The sequence below is a fragment of the Flavobacterium taihuense genome, assembly GCF_019351435.1.
GTDB lineage: Bacteria > Bacteroidota > Bacteroidia > Flavobacteriales > Flavobacteriaceae > Flavobacterium > Flavobacterium taihuense.
Map to the genome: position 1 here is coordinate 1 of NZ_JAHWYN010000007.1, position 18,170 is coordinate 18,170.

12 protein-coding genes are annotated in these 18,170 nt (G+C 34.3%); 9 read left to right on the forward strand and 3 right to left on the reverse strand.

Features of this window, described 5'->3' with window-relative positions:
• Positions 1-192: 192 nt before the first annotated feature.
• Both KZH69_RS09350 and KZH69_RS09355 read right to left on the reverse strand, forming a co-directional pair.
• Entirely contained in the window at positions 193-3,501 is a 3,309-nt protein-coding gene (locus KZH69_RS09350) for a PAS domain S-box protein (RefSeq protein ID WP_219317176.1), read from the reverse strand.
• Between the two features lie 230 nt (positions 3,502-3,731).
• Positions 3,732-5,747 (reverse strand): PAS domain-containing protein, encoded by a 2,016-nt coding sequence (locus KZH69_RS09355; RefSeq protein WP_219317177.1) that lies wholly within the window; start codon positions 5,745-5,747, stop codon positions 3,732-3,734.
• Positions 5,748-6,105: 358 nt separating this feature from the next.
• Between KZH69_RS09355 and KZH69_RS09360 the strand changes: the two genes are divergently transcribed.
• The 5 genes from KZH69_RS09360 to KZH69_RS09380 all read left to right on the forward strand — a co-directional run bounded on the left by KZH69_RS09360 (position 6,106) and on the right by KZH69_RS09380 (position 12,679).
• Positions 6,106-7,416 (forward strand): TolC family protein, encoded by a 1,311-nt coding sequence (locus KZH69_RS09360; RefSeq protein ID WP_219317178.1) that lies wholly within the window; start codon positions 6,106-6,108, stop codon positions 7,414-7,416.
• 55 nt (positions 7,417-7,471) lie between these two features.
• Entirely contained in the window at positions 7,472-8,590 is a 1,119-nt protein-coding gene (locus KZH69_RS09365; RefSeq protein ID WP_219317179.1) for an efflux RND transporter periplasmic adaptor subunit, read from the forward strand.
• Positions 8,591-8,805: 215 nt separating this feature from the next.
• A complete protein-coding gene (locus tag KZH69_RS09370; protein ID WP_219317180.1) occupies positions 8,806-11,997 on the forward strand; it encodes an efflux RND transporter permease subunit in 3,192 nt (1,063 codons plus the stop codon).
• 172 nt (positions 11,998-12,169) lie between these two features.
• Positions 12,170-12,475 (forward strand): hypothetical protein, encoded by a 306-nt coding sequence (locus tag KZH69_RS09375; protein WP_219317181.1) that lies wholly within the window; start codon positions 12,170-12,172, stop codon positions 12,473-12,475.
• 18 nt (positions 12,476-12,493) lie between these two features.
• Entirely contained in the window at positions 12,494-12,679 is a 186-nt protein-coding gene (locus KZH69_RS09380) for a YgaP family membrane protein (protein ID WP_219317182.1), read from the forward strand.
• Positions 12,680-12,742: 63 nt separating this feature from the next.
• Here KZH69_RS09380 and KZH69_RS09385 read toward each other — a convergent pair whose 3' ends face one another.
• Complete coding sequence (locus KZH69_RS09385) at positions 12,743-13,483, reverse strand: helix-turn-helix domain-containing protein (RefSeq protein WP_219317183.1); 741 nt, start codon at positions 13,481-13,483, stop codon at positions 12,743-12,745.
• A gap of 255 nt (positions 13,484-13,738) precedes the next feature.
• On the opposite strand from KZH69_RS09385, the gene KZH69_RS09390 reads away from it, so the two are divergent.
• From KZH69_RS09390 to KZH69_RS09405, 4 genes are all read left to right on the forward strand, one after another.
• On the forward strand, positions 13,739-14,437 hold the full coding sequence (locus KZH69_RS09390; protein WP_219317184.1) for a hypothetical protein: 699 nt from the start codon (positions 13,739-13,741) through the stop codon (positions 14,435-14,437).
• 43 nt (positions 14,438-14,480) lie between these two features.
• Positions 14,481-14,963 (forward strand): hypothetical protein, encoded by a 483-nt coding sequence (locus KZH69_RS09395; protein ID WP_219317185.1) that lies wholly within the window; start codon positions 14,481-14,483, stop codon positions 14,961-14,963.
• 32 nt (positions 14,964-14,995) lie between these two features.
• The gene (locus KZH69_RS09400) at positions 14,996-15,607 is read left to right on the forward strand and encodes a hypothetical protein (RefSeq protein ID WP_219317186.1); all 612 of its coding nucleotides are present in this window, start codon (positions 14,996-14,998) and stop codon (positions 15,605-15,607) included.
• A gap of 192 nt (positions 15,608-15,799) precedes the next feature.
• Entirely contained in the window at positions 15,800-18,157 is a 2,358-nt protein-coding gene (locus KZH69_RS09405; protein ID WP_219317187.1) for an arylsulfatase, read from the forward strand.
• Positions 18,158-18,170: the final 13 nt, after the last annotated feature.

The window sequence follows — 18,170 nt, forward strand, 5'->3', positions numbered from 1 at the left end:
AATCATAACTATGTAATTTTAAAAATAGCAAAAAAGTTATTTCCAAAAAATATTTTTGAGCTTTTTAAATTAGCTCAAATATTTTTCAGAATAACTTTTCAACTTACACACTTAGTGAGACACTACCTAAAAAAAAGCACACATTGAATTGACTAACATTCAAGAGTAATTAAAACGATATTCATTATCAAATCAATTAATCATTTTTGGTAACCATTTATGAATTATTACATCCAGATCATCTTCTATTATTGGCTTTGAAACATAATCATTCATACCATATTCTATGCATTTATCTTTTTCACCAACCATAATTCCCGCTGTCAGAGCGATAATAGGTACTATGTCTCCTTTACTCATATTTCTAATTTCAACGGTTGCTTCGTAACCATTTTTTATTGGCATTTGAATATCCATTAAAATCAAATCAGGGCTGTTAATTCCAAACTGTTCGACTCCTTCTTCTCCATCATAAGCTTCCAAAATAACAGCATTTGGAATAATTCTTTTCACTAAAGTTTTGGCTAAAAACATATTAATTTTATTGTCTTCTACAATTAAAACACGAAGCGTATCTAAATTTTTTGCTTTACTTATTTTTTGAATTTTTCTTGAACTACTTGGCTCTACAAAAGTTTCTTTTAAAGGTACTGCTTTCCTGAATTTTATTTCAAAGAAAAAATCACTCCCGTCTCCATATTTACTTTTCAGTTGTAAACTACTGTCCATTAATTCTAACAATAAATTGGATATAGCCAATCCTAAACCAGTTCCGCCAAATTTTCTCGAAGTAGCATTATCCTCCTGTACAAATGAATTGAAAATTTTCTTTTGATTGTATTGCTTAATTCCAATACCTGTATCCTTGATGGAAAATTTAATTGTCGATTTTTTGTTCCCTTCTTTTATTTGCTCCACATCTAACCTTATATATCCAAAAGAAGTAAACTTTAAAGCATTACTAATTAAGTTCACTAATATTTGTTTTAACCGAATCGAATCAGCATAAATATATTGCGGAACGCTTTCTTCTATAGTAAGCGATAAATCAATGTTTTTTAAATTAGCTTGATGTTTAAACAAGTCTATAACTTGGTGTAATAATCTAAAAAGGTCAATGTCTTCAATATGCAATTCTAATTTACCAGATTCAATTTTGGAGAAATCGAGAATATCATTAATAATTTCCATTAATGAATTGGCCGAAACATTTACGGTTGACATGTATTCCAATTGATTTTTTTCGAGATTTGTTTTCATCAACAAATCGGTAAAGCCTACAATTCCGTTTAACGGAGTTCGAATCTCGTGACTCATATTGGATAGGAAATCAGACTTGGCTTTATTGGCTTCATCTGCCTGAATTTTAGCTTTTTTTAGTTCCTTATTGGTTTGTTTTAATTGCTCATTAATCTCTTCATATTCAATGTATTTTACATACAAATCTTTTTCATTCTCTTCCGCTTTTTCTTTGGCTCTTATTAATTCTAATTCTAATAATTTACGATCAGTAATATCTCGAATAGTACCAACAACAACGGAAGGATTGTTCCCTTCGTCCCATTTTAAAGTTCCTATCCCATGTACCCAACGTTCGGCATTATCGTTAACTCTTATGATTTTATATTCCTTATTGAATTGTTTTCTCTTGGTTACTACCTCTTCTTGAAAATAAACAGCCAGCTCTTCTCTCCACGCTGGATGAACTAAAGCAGTCCATGTTTCTTCATTCAAATCATAATCTGCATCTATTCCCAAAATGGTATTCAATAAATCGGTTCGTGTCCATTTTCCGTTATACATATTAATGCTATAAGTTCCCAATTGGCCTATAATCTGTGTCTCTTTTAGAAAAAGTTCGCTTTCTTTGAGTTTGGCTTCGGCTTTTTTTCTTTCGGTTATATCAATAATACTGGCACGAATCAATACTTTATTTTCAGCGGGTAATCGTACCAATCGCACATCACAAAAAAGATAATTTCCTTCACTATCGACATGAATCCATTCAAAAGAAGGTTTTCCTCCTGCTATTGCTTCTCCAAATTTTTCATCTGCCATGTCAACAGATAATCGTCCATTGGCCTGGTATTTTGGGCTTAAATTTATAGGTCCAATTTCTAGCAGTTCTTCCTCTGTCATTTTAAACAATGCCAATGCGCTTTGACTGACACTAACAAATTTTTGTTCTTCAAAATCGATAACAACAAGAGCTTCTGGTGCGTTTTCTACCAATACTCTAAAACGCTCTTCTTTCTCCTTCAATGCATCCATTGTTTGAATTTGTTCGGTAACGTCTTTCACAAACAACAAAATTTCTTTTTCTGATAATTTAACTGCATCAATTGACCAGCAACGGATAACACCATTTTTATGAATAAAAGGAACAATATCGTTTGAAGTCCCCTTCAAAAAAAGGGCTTCAAAAATAAATTCTATCTTTTTTATAGCATCAGGAGGTGTTATATCTCGAAGCGCTTTTTTTAGCAATTTATTTTTTGCATAACCCGTAATCATAGTTGCTGCTGGATTTACTTCAAGAAAATATCCCTCTTTATTAACTACCATTACACCATCTGGTGCATTCTCGACATAGTTTCTAAATTTAGCGTTACTGAGTCGCTCTATTTCTTTCTCTTTAATAGCTGCAACTTCATTTTCTTTAGCTAAAATTTCACTTTCTATTCTTTTCTTTTCTGTTATATCTTGAGCAACTCCTCGTAAAGCTATAATTTTACCTTTATCATTTAGTATCGGAATTCCTGTTCCATATATCCATTTGAAGTTATTGTTGGGTAATTGCATTTTATGGGTGATTTCATAAGGCAAACCAGTTTTGATAGATTCATCTATCATTTTGTTGATGATTTCCTTTTCTTCTTCTGTAAAATGTTCCAAATACCGTTCATATAAACTTTTATTACTACTATCGGGCATTTCAAAAACATGAAACAATTCTTTGGACCAAATCAATTCCTTCGTCGCTAAATTGAATTCCCAACTACCAATTTTGGCAATCCTTTGGGCATCGTTCAACAAGGTCTCACTAGCAATTAATTTCTCTTGAATTTTTCTGATTTCGGTAATATCTCTTCCTATCGAATACACAAGATTTTTGGAAGGATTTATAATCGATGTCCATTGCACCGACACCAATTTTCCCTCTTTGGTAACAATTCTATTTTCGAAGATAACAGGGGAATTTCCTTTTAAAAGTTCCTGTAAAGCATCCCTTGTTTTGGGTACATCATCTGGGTAAATGTATTTGATATAAGTATTTAAGAGCAACTCTCTTTTAGAATAGCCTAATTTAGTGATAAATACCTGATTAAATTCTTTGAAATAACTATTCAAATCACTAACACAAATAAAATCTGAAGTTTCTCTGGTGAAAAATTCAAAATTAGCAATAGAATCTATTTTCTTTTGCAATAACGAAATATTATGCTCTTGTCTTTTTACTTTTTGCAACAATTCCTCAACCGATAGTATAGTTTCTTTCATAATCACAAAATAAAATTGAATTAATAGATAAAACCAAGTAACAAAAACAGGAAACTAAAGATATGAAAATTATCTCATATACCACACTAACAACCTAATAATTAGAAGATAAGCCGTTCACAATGGGTATATTCAAAAAAAAATCTTCCTTTATAAATTCTATAAAGGAAGATTTTTCGTAACTGTAAAAAATCACTTAAAAAAGACAAAAAATAACTAGCATTTATCTGTCATTTTTTTAACCATTTCAGTACTATTTTTTCTAATTCTTTTTGGACAATAGGCTTTGTGATATAATCAGACATTCCGTGTTCCAGACACTTTTCTTTTTCACCGTTCAAAACGCCAGCCGTTAAGGCAATCACTGGAATATTCTTGGTTTTTTCTGATTTTTTAATTTCTAAAGTAGCATCATAACCATTTTGTATTGGCATTTGAATATCCATTAAAATCAGATCCGGTAAATTTTGCTCAGCCAAAAATACTACGTCATGTCCATTAGAGGTTTCTATTATAGTACAATTATTTATGATTTTATGAATCAGAGTTTTTGCCAAAAGCATATTTATCTTATTATCCTCGGCAATTAATATTTTAAAATCGGACAGAGAATTTGATATATTTGATGAATAATCGTCAATCAAATCATTTATAACAACCTTCGCATTTGGTTTATAAGCAGTTTTTTCGAATGCAACGGTAAAAAAGAATTCGCTTCCTACTCCAAAGGTACTAGACAATTGCAATTCACTATTTTTTAGAGCCAAAAGCTGACTTGATATTGCCAATCCCAATCCTGTCCCTCCGTACTTTCTGGTAGTCGTATTATCAGCTTGAATAAAGGAATGAAAAATTTTCTTTTGGTTTTTCATTTTAATTCCTATTCCGGTATCAATTACCGAAAATTTAATTTTTGAAGCAACTTCATCCCCATCAATCTGAGCCACATTCAATTTGATATGTCCCGAAAAGGTGAATTTCATTGCATTACTTAACAAATTTACCAATACTTGTTTTAGCCTAAATGAATCGCCTATTATAAACTGCGGAACATCTTCATCAATATTTAGTATCAGTTTAATGTTTTTATGATTGGCCTCATGCTTGAATAAATTTATAATTTGATTCGTCAATTCGTACACATCAATTTCTTCAAAATTTAATTCTAATTTACCCGATTCAATTTTAGAAAAATCAAGAATATTATTAATGATTTCCATTAAGGTATTTGCAGATTCATTGACCGTTTTAAGATATTCCAATTGATCATTATCAATTTTGGTTTTCAATAATAAATCGGTAAAACCAACAATTCCATTTAGCGGCGTTCGAATTTCATGACTCATATTGGCCAAGAAATCGGATTTGGCTTTATTAGCCGCTTCAGCTCTATCTTTGGCTTTAATAGTGTCTCCAATTTGTTTTTTCTGGGTAATATCTTGGACGACCCCTTTTAGCTCCACTACATTATCATTCTTATCCAATATGGGAACTCCTGTACAAAAAACCCATTTTTCTTTGTTGTTTTCCAATATAATCCGATGTTCCATTTCATAAGGAATCTTATTAGAAATTGTATTGTAAATGTTTTTATTTAATTCTTCTGCATCTTCGGGTAAAAAACAGGACAGATATTTGGGATAGAGTTGCGCATCATTTGCAATATTTTCAATTTCAAATATTTCATACAATTCATTTGACCAATTCAATTCCTGGGTAATTAAATTAAAGTCCCAACTTCCAATTTTAGCGATTTTTTGTGCTTCATTGAGCGATTTTTCACTAGATAAAAGTTTTTCTTGCGTTTTTCTAATATCGGTTACATCTCTGGCAATGGCGTAAATTAAGTTATTGATGCTATTTAAGTTAGCCCTCCATTGCAAAAAAACCAATTCTCCATTTTTTTTTACATACCTATTTTCAAAATCAATAGTAGGGCTGTTTTTGCTTAAAAGCTTTACTTCTTCAAAGGTTTTTTCTAAATCATCAGGGTGGACAAATTCAACAAAAGGTCTGGATAACAATTCTTCTTTTGAATAGCCCAACATTTTTACAAATCGATCATTTACTACTTTGTAATAGCTATTGGTATCTGCAATACATACTAAATCTGGAGATTCATTGACGAAATACTCAAAATTAGTTATTGCATTTTTTTCATCATTTAACTCTTTGATAAGTTCTTCTTGCTCCTTTACTTTCTGGAGTAATTCTTCGTAAGTAAACTGCTTTTTTGCCTTTTCCATTATCAAAAATTAAATAATTATGTCTTTAATGTCACCAAAATTTTTATAAATATAGCACAGTCTTTCAGAAAAAAAAACACCTAATGAAAAAAGAAAAAAATTATTAATTTTTCAGAGATTAATCAATTATGAATAAAAATTCGCTTTGAACCCTGTTTTTAAAACCTGATTAGACTTCTTTTAGCAAAAAAAAACAATCCTTTGCAGACTACTAAAAACAAGTCCACCTAAAATTAGTTTCGACATCTTGAATGGTGTTTTTTATTTTTTTCTTCATTCTAATTGGTCATTGTGACAATTGTTACTGACTATCGTTTTTCATCATTCTAAATTTGCCTCATAATTTAGAAAAACAATTATGAAGAAAATCAATTTTATACTACTAGGAATTATTTCAATCACCCATTTTGGATATAGTCAAGATACAATAGCAATTTCCAAAAAGGATATTTGGGCAAAAGCTACTGACAAGAACCTGCAAATCAAAATGGCGAATCAAGATTTCAAATCGGCTCAGGCTGATTATCGTCAATCAAATTCGTTGTTCTTGCCGAATATCTCGGCTTCGCATACTTCTATGGCGACGACCAATCCATTGATGGCTTTTGGTTCCAAATTGAATCAGGGGATTTTAACACCATCTGACTTTGATCCTGCAAAACTGAACAATCCGTCACAAACCCAAAATTTTGCGACCAGAATTGATGTTTTGCAACCACTTATCAACGTTGATGGATTGTATGGACGACAAGCGGCCAAATCGAAAATGGACGCTTATCAATTGCAAACCGAAAGAACCAAAGAGTATTTGGAACTCGAAATCAACAAGGCTTTTATGCAGTTGCAAATGAGTTACAAAGCCGTTAAAGTGATTGAAAAAGCAAAAGCCACGGCGGAAGCCAATTTGAAATTGATACAAAATTATTTCAATCAGGGAATTTTACAAAAAACCGATTTGTTATCGATGCAAGTGCGTGTCAATGAAGTTCAAAATCAATTGCAATACGCCAAAAGTAACGTACAAAACGCCTCGGATTATTTGGCTTTTCTTTTAGATGACGGTATCGCAAACAAAGTGTACAAACCTATTGAAGAATTGGATAATGTGATCATAATTGATGCTTTTAACACTTCCTTATCTGATAATCGAAAAGACATTCAGGCGATGAACAAAACAACCGAATCGTATGGCAAAATGTTACAATCGAGTAAAATGAATTTCTTGCCAAGATTGAACGCTTTTGGAAGTTACGAAATGTATGCTCAGCAACTTTTCGGATCCAATTCGAATGGATATGTCGTGGGTGCGCAATTATCTTGGAATGCTTTTGACGGCTATAAATCGATTGGTAAAATGGAAAAAGCAAAAGCTGATTTTCAAAAATCGGAAATAGAAACACAACAATACAAAGCGCAAAGCCAAATGGAATTGAGCAAAGCCAACAGACAACTTAGAGATGCCGAAAATAAAGTGAATTTAGAAAAACTGGCTTTGGAACAATCCAAAGAAGCGTATAGAATAAGAAGCAATCGTTTCACACAAGGGCTAGAAAAAACTACGGATTTATTGCTCACAGAAACGCAGATGTATCAAAAAGAATTGGAGTATTTACAAGCCGTTTTTGAATACAATTACACACAGGAATACTTGCAGTTTTTGACAAAATAAAATTTCAATAGCAAAAATCAATTTCAATTTTAAAATCAATTATAAAAAATATACAATGAAGAATATCTTATTTAAATCAGCCATAATCACTCCCCTATTCGTTTTACTGCTTTCCTCTTGTAATGGCGACAAGAAAGAAGCTGTAATTAAAGAACCTGCTATCGCGGTAAAAGTTAGTGGTGCGTCTGAAAACAACAATGGACAATTTGTAACAGCAAGCGGTAAAATTGAAGCCGAAAACTCCGCCAATTTAAGCACTCGAATGATGGGTTATGTAACCAAACTTCACGTTCAGATGGGTCAAAAAGTTGGTGCGGGACAATTATTGGTCAGCATCAACAACACCGATTTGCAAGCCAAAAAAGCGCAAGTGGATGCCAGTATTCTACAAGCAACAGCTGGCTACAACAATGCAAAAAAAGATTACGATCGTTTTGTGAATTTGTTCAAACAACAAAGCGCTTCCCAAAAAGAATTGGATGATATGACTGCTCGTTATGAAATGGCAAAAGCAGGTCTGGAAGGCGCCAAACAAATGCGCAACGAAGTGATAGCGCAATTCTCCTACTCTAATATCACAGCTCCGTTTGCGGGTGTGGTGACCAATACTTTTGTAAAAGAAGGCGATATGGCCAATCCAGGAATGCCATTGGTAAGTATAGAAGGTGCTTCAAGATTGCAAGTAACGGCTATGGTTTCAGAAAATGACATTGCTGCTATCAAAAAAGGAATGGCGGTAAAAGTTTTGGTAAAATCATCTAATGCAATTCTGAACGGAAAAGTAAGCGAAGTAAGTTTATCGGCAAAAAATACGGGTGGGCAATATTTGGTAAAAATCAATTTGGACAAAACCGACAATACAGTATTATCTGGAATGTTCGTAAACGTTCAGTTTCCTGTTGCCAATACCATACACCCGAGCGATAGCGAACAGGCGAAGCAAACGAAAACAAGCGAAAAAGTTTTGGTTCCTGAAAGCGCTTTGGTGCAACAAGGACAGTTAACTGGAATTTATACCATTGGAACTGGAAATATCGCCATATTAAGATGGTTGCGCATTGGTAAAAACTTTGGAAATCAAGTAGAAGTTTTGTCTGGTTTATCGGCAAATGAGCAATATATCGTTTCGGCTGAAGGGAAATTGTATAATGGAGCTTTAGTTAGTGTCCAGTAACCAGATCGCAGGTTGCAGATTTTAGAATGCAGATTGCGGTAAACTAAATAGGTTCAAATAAATAATGTTAATTCCGCGTGAGGGATAATAGTGGAAATCCTTTTTATCTATAAATCCCGATAGGGTTTATTAATAAAAAGATTGAAACGGATAGCCCGACCCGATCTCGTCTTTTGGGACGAGAGCAGGTCACGCCCAAATAAATAAAAGAAATTATGCAAGAAGGAATTTCAGGTAAAATAGCCCATTTTTTCATCAATTCGAAGTTAACAATACTGTTGATGGTGGCTTTGATGATTATAGGAGTGTACAGTTCGTTTCTAATCCCAAGGGAGGAAGAACCACAAATAAATGTTCCGATGGCCGACGTAATGGTGGGTTATCCCGGCGCTAATCCAGCCGAAGTAGAGAGTCGTGTGATCAAGCCTTTGGAGAAAGTAATCTCGAATATCAAAGGAGTTGAACACGTGCACAGTATGGCCATGAACGGTCAGGCGATGTTGATTGTACAATTTTTTGTGGGTCAGGATGTGGAGCGTTCGTATGTAAAATTATATGACGAATTGGCGAAACACGAAGATATGTTTCCGCAAGGTGTGTACAAACCGATGGTAAAAACCCGCTCGATTGATGATGTGCCGATGCTGGGATTAACGCTTTGGAGCGAGAAACAAGATGCTTTTCAATTGCGTCAGCTTGCCGAAGAAGTGACTTCGGAAATTGAGAAAGTAAAGGATGTCGCCATTACTAAGGAAATTGGCGGAAACAATCGTGAACTGAAAGTGATTTTGGACAAAGATAAAATGGCCGAAAATGGCGTGGATGCTTTGGGCGTTATGCAAATGATTCAGGCGAATAATGGCAGTTCACAATCGGGTAGTTTTGTCAATGCGGACAAAGAATATTTGGTTACCACGGGACAATTTTTATCGAATGCCGAAGATGTGGAAAACTTGGTGGTCGGTGTGAATAAAAACCTGCCTGTCTATTTAAAACAAGTCGCCAAAGTGCAAGATGGTCCCTCTACAGCCAAAAGTTATGTGTCATTTGGATATGGCAAAGCCAATGAAAAATTCAAAACTGCTAAATCTGAATATCCTGCCGTGACGATCTCTGTGGGGAAAGTGAAAGGTGCTGATGCGATGAAAATATCGGCAAAAATCATTGCCAAAGTAGAACAATTAAAAAAGAGCTTAATTCCAAATGATGTACACGTTGAAGTAACCCGAAACTATGGGGAAACGGCTTCAGACAAAGTGGGCGAATTATTGATGCACTTAGGAATTGCAATTATTGCGGTGACCATTTTAGTAATGCTTGCTATGGGCTGGCGCGGTGGATTGGTGGTTTTCTTTTCGGTTCCTTTGACGTTTGCGCTGACATTATTTGCGTATTATTTGTTGGGTTACACCCTGAACAGAATCACACTTTTTGCCTTGGTATTTGTGGTGGGAATTGTAGTCGATGACAGTATTATTATTGCCGAGAATATGCACCGCCATTTCAAAATGAAGCGACTGCCATTCAAACAAGCTGCGATTTATGCGATTAACGAAGTGGGAAATCCAACAATTTTGGCAACATTTACCGTAATTGCGGCAATACTTCCTATGGCGTTTGTATCTGGAATGATGGGACCTTATATGAGTCCGATGCCAATTGGTGCTTCGATTGCAATGTTATTATCGTTGTTTGTGGCCTTGACGGTTACACCATATTTGGGATATCATTTATTACAAGAAAAAGAAGAGCAAGAACACAAAGAATCCGAAGGAATGGAAACGAGTTGGGTGTATAAAATATACAACAAACTGGAACGTCCTTTCTTGGAAAGCAGTGCCAAAAGACGCATTCTAGTTGCGGTAACGGTGGTATTGTTATTTGGATCTGTACTGATGTTTTTTACCAAATCGGTAGTGGTAAAAATGTTGCCATTCGATAATAAAAATGAGTTTCAAGTGGTGATTGATATGCCCGAAGGAACAACCTTGGAACGCACGGCTGCCGTTACCAAAGAAATTGCTCAATATCTTTCGACAAAACCCGAAGTGGTGGATTACCAAAATTATATTGGTACATCGGCCCCGATTACGTTCAACGGTTTGGTGCGTCACTATGATTTACGTGGCGGTAGCAATATGGCCGACATACAGGTGAATTTATTGCACAAAGAAGACCGTGATTTACAAAGTCACGCTATTGCAAGAGAGATGCGTCCTGAGATTAAGAAAATTGCCAAGAAATATGGAGCCAATGTAAAAATCATTGAAGTGCCGCCAGGACCACCTGTTTTATCGACTTTGGTAGCCGAGATTTATGGGCCAAATTATAAGGAACAAATAAAAGTTGCCAAGCAAGTAAAATCGATTCTGGAAAAGACCATTGATATTGTGGATGTTGACTGGATGGTTGAAGACAATCAAACGGAATATAAACTGAAAATCGACAAAGAAAAAGCGATGCTAAACGGCATTGCACCTCAACAAGTGGTAGGTAATCTAACGTATTTATTGAAAGAATATCCGGTTTCGAATTTGTATGATGAAAACTCCAATGATAATGTAGGCATCGTTCTTTCGCTTGACGACAAAGACAAAACGAGTTTGCAGGATATTCAGAATCTAAAAATAAAAGGAAGCCAAGGGAATATGATTCCGGTGAGCGATTTGGTAAAAGTAGAAATAGACACTTTACAAAAAACCATTTACAGAAAAGACCAAAAACGTGTGGTTTATGTAACCGCTGATATGGCTGGAGCGCTGGAAAGTCCCGTGTATGCCATTTTGGGAATGAATGAAAAACTGGCAAAAATGCAATTGCCAAGCGGCTATAAAGTCAACGAACTCTACATGGAACAGCCAACAGACGAAAGTGATTTTACCGTAAAATGGGATGGCGAATGGCAAATTACTTTAGAAGTATTCCGTGATTTAGGAGTCGCATTTATGGTGGTTATCGTGATTATTTACATGCTGATTGTGGGTTGGTTCCAAAACTTCAAAACACCAATGGTGATGATGTTGGCCATTCCGCTTTCGCTAATAGGCATTGTGTTTGGTCACTGGTTACTGAATGCTTATTTCACAGCTACCTCTTTCATCGGAATGATTGCATTGGCTGGAGTGATGGTGAGGAACTCGGTATTGCTAATCGATTTTATCGAAATCCGACTCAACGAGGGAGTACCCTTGAAACAAGCCATAATTGAGGCTGGTGCGGTACGTACTACTCCTATTTTGTTAACCACAGGTGCCGTAGTTATTGGAGCTTCTATTATTTTGTTTGACCCAATCTTTCAAGGTTTGGCGATTTCATTGGTATTTGGAGCCATTGTTTCTACAGTGTTGACCTTGTTGGTAGTGCCTTTGATTTACTATATCACTGAGAGAAAAAAATGGGAGAAATAAAAAATAATTTTTAAACACATAGAAACATAGATTATAATAGAAACAAAAAAAGACGCTTTGCTTAAGATAGTTCTCATAGAACTATGAGTAAAATGTATTTTTCTAAAACATTCTAATTTATAAAAAAATCTATGTTTCTATGTGTTTAATTTTAATCTAATAAACTAAAAAAATGAAATTACTACTCATAACCGCAGTCAAAGAATTTGAAAAAGAAATCAAGCAATTGCTCAAAAAGGCAGCCGTTCATTCCTTTTCCTATCAAGAGGTAAAAGGATACAAAAACAGTGCAGGAGAAGCAGTTGAATCTAATTGGTTTGGAAGCGAAATGAATGAAACCGAGTCCATCCTTTTTTATGCTTTTGCAGCAAAAGAAAAAGTAGACACTCTATATGAACTTGTGGAATATTTCAATAGAGAGCAGGAATCGCTATCACACATTCATATTGCTGTTCTTAACATCGAAAAATCAAATTAATCTTAAATATAAAAAACAATGAAAAATAGAATCGTACGAGCCGTTGCAGGTACTTTCATATTATTAAGTTTGCTATTAGCCCTCTATGTCAATCAAAATTGGTTGTGGTTTACGGCCTTTGTGGGTGCCAATTTATTACAATCGTCTATTACCAAATGGTGTTTGATGGACCAAATCTTGGATAAATTGGGAGTCAAAGACTAGAAATTCAAACAAAATTTTATAAAAAACCGAAGCGAGTGTTTCGGTTTTTTTTATGCTATAAAATCAAAGCATTCCTTGTCCTACAAGATCATGAATCAATTCTGAAACACGAGTTTTTCCTGATTTTTTAAGGATATTTACCCTATGGGTATTAACTGTATTTAGGCTAACAAATAATTTTTCAGCAATTTGTTCACTACTCAAACCCAATTCTATCAACTTGATAATCTCCAATTCGCGCTTGCTAAAAACAGTCCCAATTTGCAATAATTTTTCATTGGGAAATTTAAAATAAGACAAATCGTTTCCTACATAATAATGATTTCTATTTTTTTTCCACCAATCAATCTGAGTGTGAATTTGAAGAACATAAACCGTTTTGATTGGTTCTTCTCTATAAAACAAATAACATTGAAAAAGTAAACTTTTATATTTCCCATCAGGTCCCAGTATTTTTAAATTCGATGACAGCATCGTTGTTCCTTCTCTGGCAATAAAGAGTTCCTGAGCCAATTTGAATAATTTGGTTCTTCCTAAGCTATGTCTCTCAATATCATCTGGATGTGTAGCTTCAAAAAAATGATATGGCGTAACACTTTCAGGTGCTACTCCAATGATTTTAGTACTAAGTTTACTGGTAAACAAAATCTTCATTTGAATCAAATCACAGACAAAGAAAAACTGATTATTGATTTCCATACTCTTTTCGAGTTCAATCATTCGAGAATCATCAAAATTTATCCCCCTGAACCCAATTGGGGAAAAGGTTTTAATGAATTCATGAAATAAAGTATAGTCTGGCATAAAATGAAGTTTAACTTATAAAATAGAGCTCTAAAGTTATGTTAAATTAACAAAAAAAATAGTGATTACTAACTATTTTTTTTGTTAAAATAAAAATATAAATTTGCGATAATTAGTTTAAAACCAATAAACAGACTTAAATTTTATACAAAATCAATAACCATATCTTATCATATTAACTAGTCTACAATAAAACTTATTTGAAACTTTTTTTCACTCCATTTAGAAGATATTTATAAACCTAAAAATATAATTATGAAGAAGATGTATTTATTTCTTATTCTGGCACTATTGATTGTATCAACTAAAGTATCTGCTCAGACAGAAGATACAAAGAAAAATATAGAAATAATAAAAAAGAATCTTGCTGAAAGTAAAGCGGCAATGAAAAAGTATGAGTGGATTGAAACCACCACTACCTTTTTGAATGGAGGACAAAAAGGGGTCACTCAAAAACAATGTTATTATGCATTAGATGGAAAACTCACCAAAGTTGAAACTGGTGGTTCTGCCGAAGCTAAAAAACCAGGAGGATTGCGTGGCAAAATTGCTGAAAACAAAAAGGCTGAAATGTCTGATTACGCACAAAAAGCCATTGCAAAAATCCAAACTTACTTACCCCCCGATTCTCAAAAAATTCAAAAAATTTATTCCGATGGAAAAGTAGCCATTCAAGTACTAGAACCTAATAAAAAATTCAAACTTAGCTTCCCTGATTACAATGAAACAGGAGATTTACTTGCTATAAGTCTTGATATGGCTAACCAAAAAATCATTTCTATCACTGTGAGCACCTCTGTGAACACCCCTAATGAAAAAGTAGTATTCAACATTACTTATAGCAGCCTTCCAGATGGAACACAATACCCAGGAACTACAGTCCTTGATGCGCCAGCAAAAAACTTGAAAATAGAAATTTTAAATTCAGGATTTAAAAATGCAGGGGTGAAATAATTTTCATTAAAACAAAAACAAACAAACAAACAAACAAACAATTATGAAAACAGTATTTTTATTATTTGCAGTAGCATTTTCAGTTACAACATTTGCGCAAAACACTTCAAAAAATGATATTGACATTGTACAATCGCTTTATGGTAAATCAAAAGCCGAATTGGTAACTGAGTATATGGCATTATCTGGAACTCAAGCCACCGATTTTACAAAAGTGTATGAAGCTTATGAAGTAGAAAGAAAAAAATTAGGACAAGAAAAAATATACCTAATTGATCAATATGCTAAAGACTACGCAACTTTAACAGATGACAAAGCGGACGTACTTGCTAAAGGATCATTAAAAAATATTGCAGCATTCGAAAAATTACATTCTACTTACTATGATAAAACCAAAAAAGTAATTGGAGCCATGAATGCGCTAAAGTTTATGCAACTTGAAATTTATTTAGAAACAGAAATTAGAAATAGTATACAAAATACTATTCCTTTTGTAGGTGAATTAGATATGGCAAAAACAAAATAAATAAATAAATAAATAAATAAATAAATAAAATTATGAAAAATATCAGCTTAATACTAGTTGCTTTTTTATTCTCTGTAAGTATGAGTGCTCAGGAGAAAGGGTCAGTAGTACTTGATGTTTACGGAAGTTATATTTTTTCTGACAAAGTGGATTTTGATTATGGAAATATATACATTGGAGATGGTTTTGAATACGGAATTGGATTAGAATTTTTTCCTCAAAAATCGTCTTCTGTCGAAATTAAATACTTAAGAGTTGACAGTTCAATGAAAATTGATGTACCAGGAACTATCGACGATAGAAATGGAAACGGAGCTATGAACTACATTCTATTAGGAGGAAATCATTATTTTGACAATGGTAATAATGCAGTTCCATATTTAGGTGGAGGAATTGGTATGGGTATTGCAGAAGGTCCTTCTGGAGGAAGCGATACTAACTTTGCGTGGGAGATTAAAGGTGGTGTTAAAATAAAAACTAAATCTATTGTTTCTGTAAGCCTACAAGCGACACTTCAATCTATGATTGCAGCCGCAGGTACCGATACTTATTGGGGATATTATGGCCCTATAACGGTACAAGACTATGCTTACTCTTATCAATTTGGTTTGGGTGCTGTAATTGGGTTTAACTTCAAAAAATAAGATCAACAACAATAAAAAGAGGCTGTCTGATAAAGTACAGCCTCTTTTTATTTCTCTAAAAGTAATTTCATTACTGTTTCACAAGATAAAACTCACTAATATACTTTAAACATTTTTTAAAATGGAAAAAAATGGTTAAATTTAGAGACTTTATTTTTTTTCTAGTAAATATTAACTTACACCAAATAACCAATGAAAGTAAAACAAAAACTAAGAAAAATTTACACTATTCACTTTTGTATTTTACTGATGGCAATAGTATCGGGAAAAGCACAAAACACGACAAGTGAACTTGATCGTTCCATACTTCCCATAAAAGAGCCAGTACGAAAAACCTACACAGAACTTGATGTACGTAATGCCACACCACCAGCCCGATTTAATGTTACTGCGCCAAAAGGAGCTCCAAATGTAGTTGTAATACTAATTGACGATATGGGGTTTGGAGTTTCCGAAGCTTTTGGAGGCCCTGTTACTACTCCAAACATGGATAAATTGGCTGATAATGGATTAAAATACAACAGATTCCATACTACATCACTTTGTTCACCAACAAGAGTAGCATTACTTACAGGATACAATCATCACAGTAATAATATGGGGTGCATTGGAGAGGCTGCAACCACCTTTACTGGATATACATCTGTAAGACCACAAACCATTACTCCAATGGCCGAAGTGCTTCGCCAAAATGGGTATAATACCGCTGCTTTTGGTAAATACCATGAAACTCCACCATGGGAAATCTCCAATTCAGGTCCACAAGACCGTTGGCCAACCCGTTCTGGATTTGAAAAATTCTATGGTTTTATAGGCGGAGAGACCAATCAGTGGGCACCTTTAGTTTATGATGGAGTAACACTAGTTGAAACACCCGAAGATCCTAAATATCACTTTACAACCGATATGACCAACCAAGCTATTTCTTGGGTACGTTTTCAGCAAGCATTATCACCAGATAAGCCATTTTTTATGTATTATGCACCAGGAGCTACTCATGCACCGCATCACGTTCCTGCAGAATGGATCGAAAAATACAAAGGAAAATTTGACCAAGGTTGGGATAAAGTAAGACAACAAACCTTAGAGCGTCAAATTAAATTAGGTGTTGTACCACCAGATACTAAACTTGCTCCAAAACCTGCAGCTATAAAAGATTGGGATAAACTTTCGGCCGATGAGAAGAAATTATTTTCACGTCAAATGGAAGTCTACGCAGGATTTGCAGAACAAACCGATTATGAAGCCGGAAGACTTATTTCCAGTCTTGAAAAATTAGGTGTTTTAGACAATACCATAATCGTATTCATAGCCGGTGATAACGGTGCTAGTGCCGAAGGACAAATGAACGGGATGTTTAGTGAAATGACTTATTTTAGTGGAATTCCTGAAACCGTTCCAGATATGTTGAAACATTATGACGAATGGGGTTCTGAAAGTACGTATCCACACTTTTCAGCGGGGTGGGCAGTTGCTATGGACGCTCCTTTTTCTTACACAAAACAAGTAGCATCTGATTTTGGGGGTACAAGAAACGGAATGATCATTCAATGGCCAGCAGGAATCAAAACTAAAGGTGAAGTATGTTCACAATTTGGACATGTTATAGACATCGCTCCAACTATTTATGAGGCAACAAAAATACCTGCCCCAAAAATGGTAAATGGTATTCAACAAGATCCTATAGAAGGAACTAGCCTATATTATACTTTTAATGACGTTAAAGCAAAAGAACAACACACAGTACAATACTTTGAAATGTTTGGTAACAGAGGAATATACCAAGATGGATGGTTTGCACGTACCGTTCACAGACCTGCTTGGCAACAAAAACCTAATAGCACACTTCAAGAAGACAAATGGGAATTATATAACACCATACAGGACTTTAGTTTGAATGTTGATTTAGCTTCTAAAAATGATAAAAAACTCAAAACAATGCAGGAATTATTCATGAAAGAAGCCGAAAAATTCCATGTCTTACCTCTTGATGACCGTTTGTTGGAGAGAACCAACGCCGAATTAATGGGCAGACCAACAGTAATGGGCAATAGAAATACCGTAACTTATGGCGAGGGCATGAAAGGAATGGGAGTTGATATTTTTATCGATTTGAGAAATACAGCCTATACGATCACTTCAGAAGTAGCAGTAGATACTAACGGTAACGGTGTTATTGTATGTCAAGGAGGACGATTTGGCGGTCTGTCTTTTTACATAAAAGATGGAAAACCTGCTTTTAGTTATAATTATTTGGGAATGGAATCAACCCAAATAATAGCTCCTGAAGCTCTGAAACCTGGAAATTATAAATTGGAATATGATTTCAAATATGATGGAGGAGGAATGGGTAAAGGAGGTATTGGAACTATTTCCGTAAACGGAAAAAAAGTTGCGGAAAAAAGAATTGAAAAAACACAGCCTGGACTATTCTCTGTTGACGACTTAGCTGATATCGGTGTAGACGATGGTACTCACGTCGCTGATTATGGCAAGTCCTCAAAATTCAATGGTAAAATTGAGTACGTAACTATTGAAAAAAGAAAATAATTATTCAAAGAGG

What these genes read in the sequence shown, in the direction of transcription:
- KZH69_RS09405 (WP_219317187.1), top strand. Translation starts at nt 15,800, where the DNA reads ATGAAAGTAAAACAAAAACTAAGAAAAATTTACACTATTCACTTTTGT.
- KZH69_RS09370 (WP_219317180.1), top strand. Translation starts at nt 8,806, where the DNA reads ATGCAAGAAGGAATTTCAGGTAAAATAGCCCATTTTTTCATCAATTCG.
- KZH69_RS09395 (WP_219317185.1), top strand. Translation starts at nt 14,481, where the DNA reads ATGAAAACAGTATTTTTATTATTTGCAGTAGCATTTTCAGTTACAACA.
- KZH69_RS09400 (WP_219317186.1), top strand. Translation starts at nt 14,996, where the DNA reads ATGAAAAATATCAGCTTAATACTAGTTGCTTTTTTATTCTCTGTAAGT.
- KZH69_RS09360 (WP_219317178.1), top strand. Translation starts at nt 6,106, where the DNA reads ATGAAGAAAATCAATTTTATACTACTAGGAATTATTTCAATCACCCAT.
- KZH69_RS09385 (WP_219317183.1), bottom strand. Translation starts at nt 13,483, where the DNA reads ATGCCAGACTATACTTTATTTCATGAATTCATTAAAACCTTTTCCCCA.
- KZH69_RS09365 (WP_219317179.1), top strand. Translation starts at nt 7,472, where the DNA reads ATGAAGAATATCTTATTTAAATCAGCCATAATCACTCCCCTATTCGTT.
- KZH69_RS09380 (WP_219317182.1), top strand. Translation starts at nt 12,494, where the DNA reads ATGAAAAATAGAATCGTACGAGCCGTTGCAGGTACTTTCATATTATTA.
- KZH69_RS09355 (WP_219317177.1), bottom strand. Translation starts at nt 5,747, where the DNA reads ATGGAAAAGGCAAAAAAGCAGTTTACTTACGAAGAATTACTCCAGAAA.
- KZH69_RS09375 (WP_219317181.1), top strand. Translation starts at nt 12,170, where the DNA reads ATGAAATTACTACTCATAACCGCAGTCAAAGAATTTGAAAAAGAAATC.
- KZH69_RS09390 (WP_219317184.1), top strand. Translation starts at nt 13,739, where the DNA reads ATGAAGAAGATGTATTTATTTCTTATTCTGGCACTATTGATTGTATCA.
- KZH69_RS09350 (WP_219317176.1), bottom strand. Translation starts at nt 3,501, where the DNA reads ATGAAAGAAACTATACTATCGGTTGAGGAATTGTTGCAAAAAGTAAAA.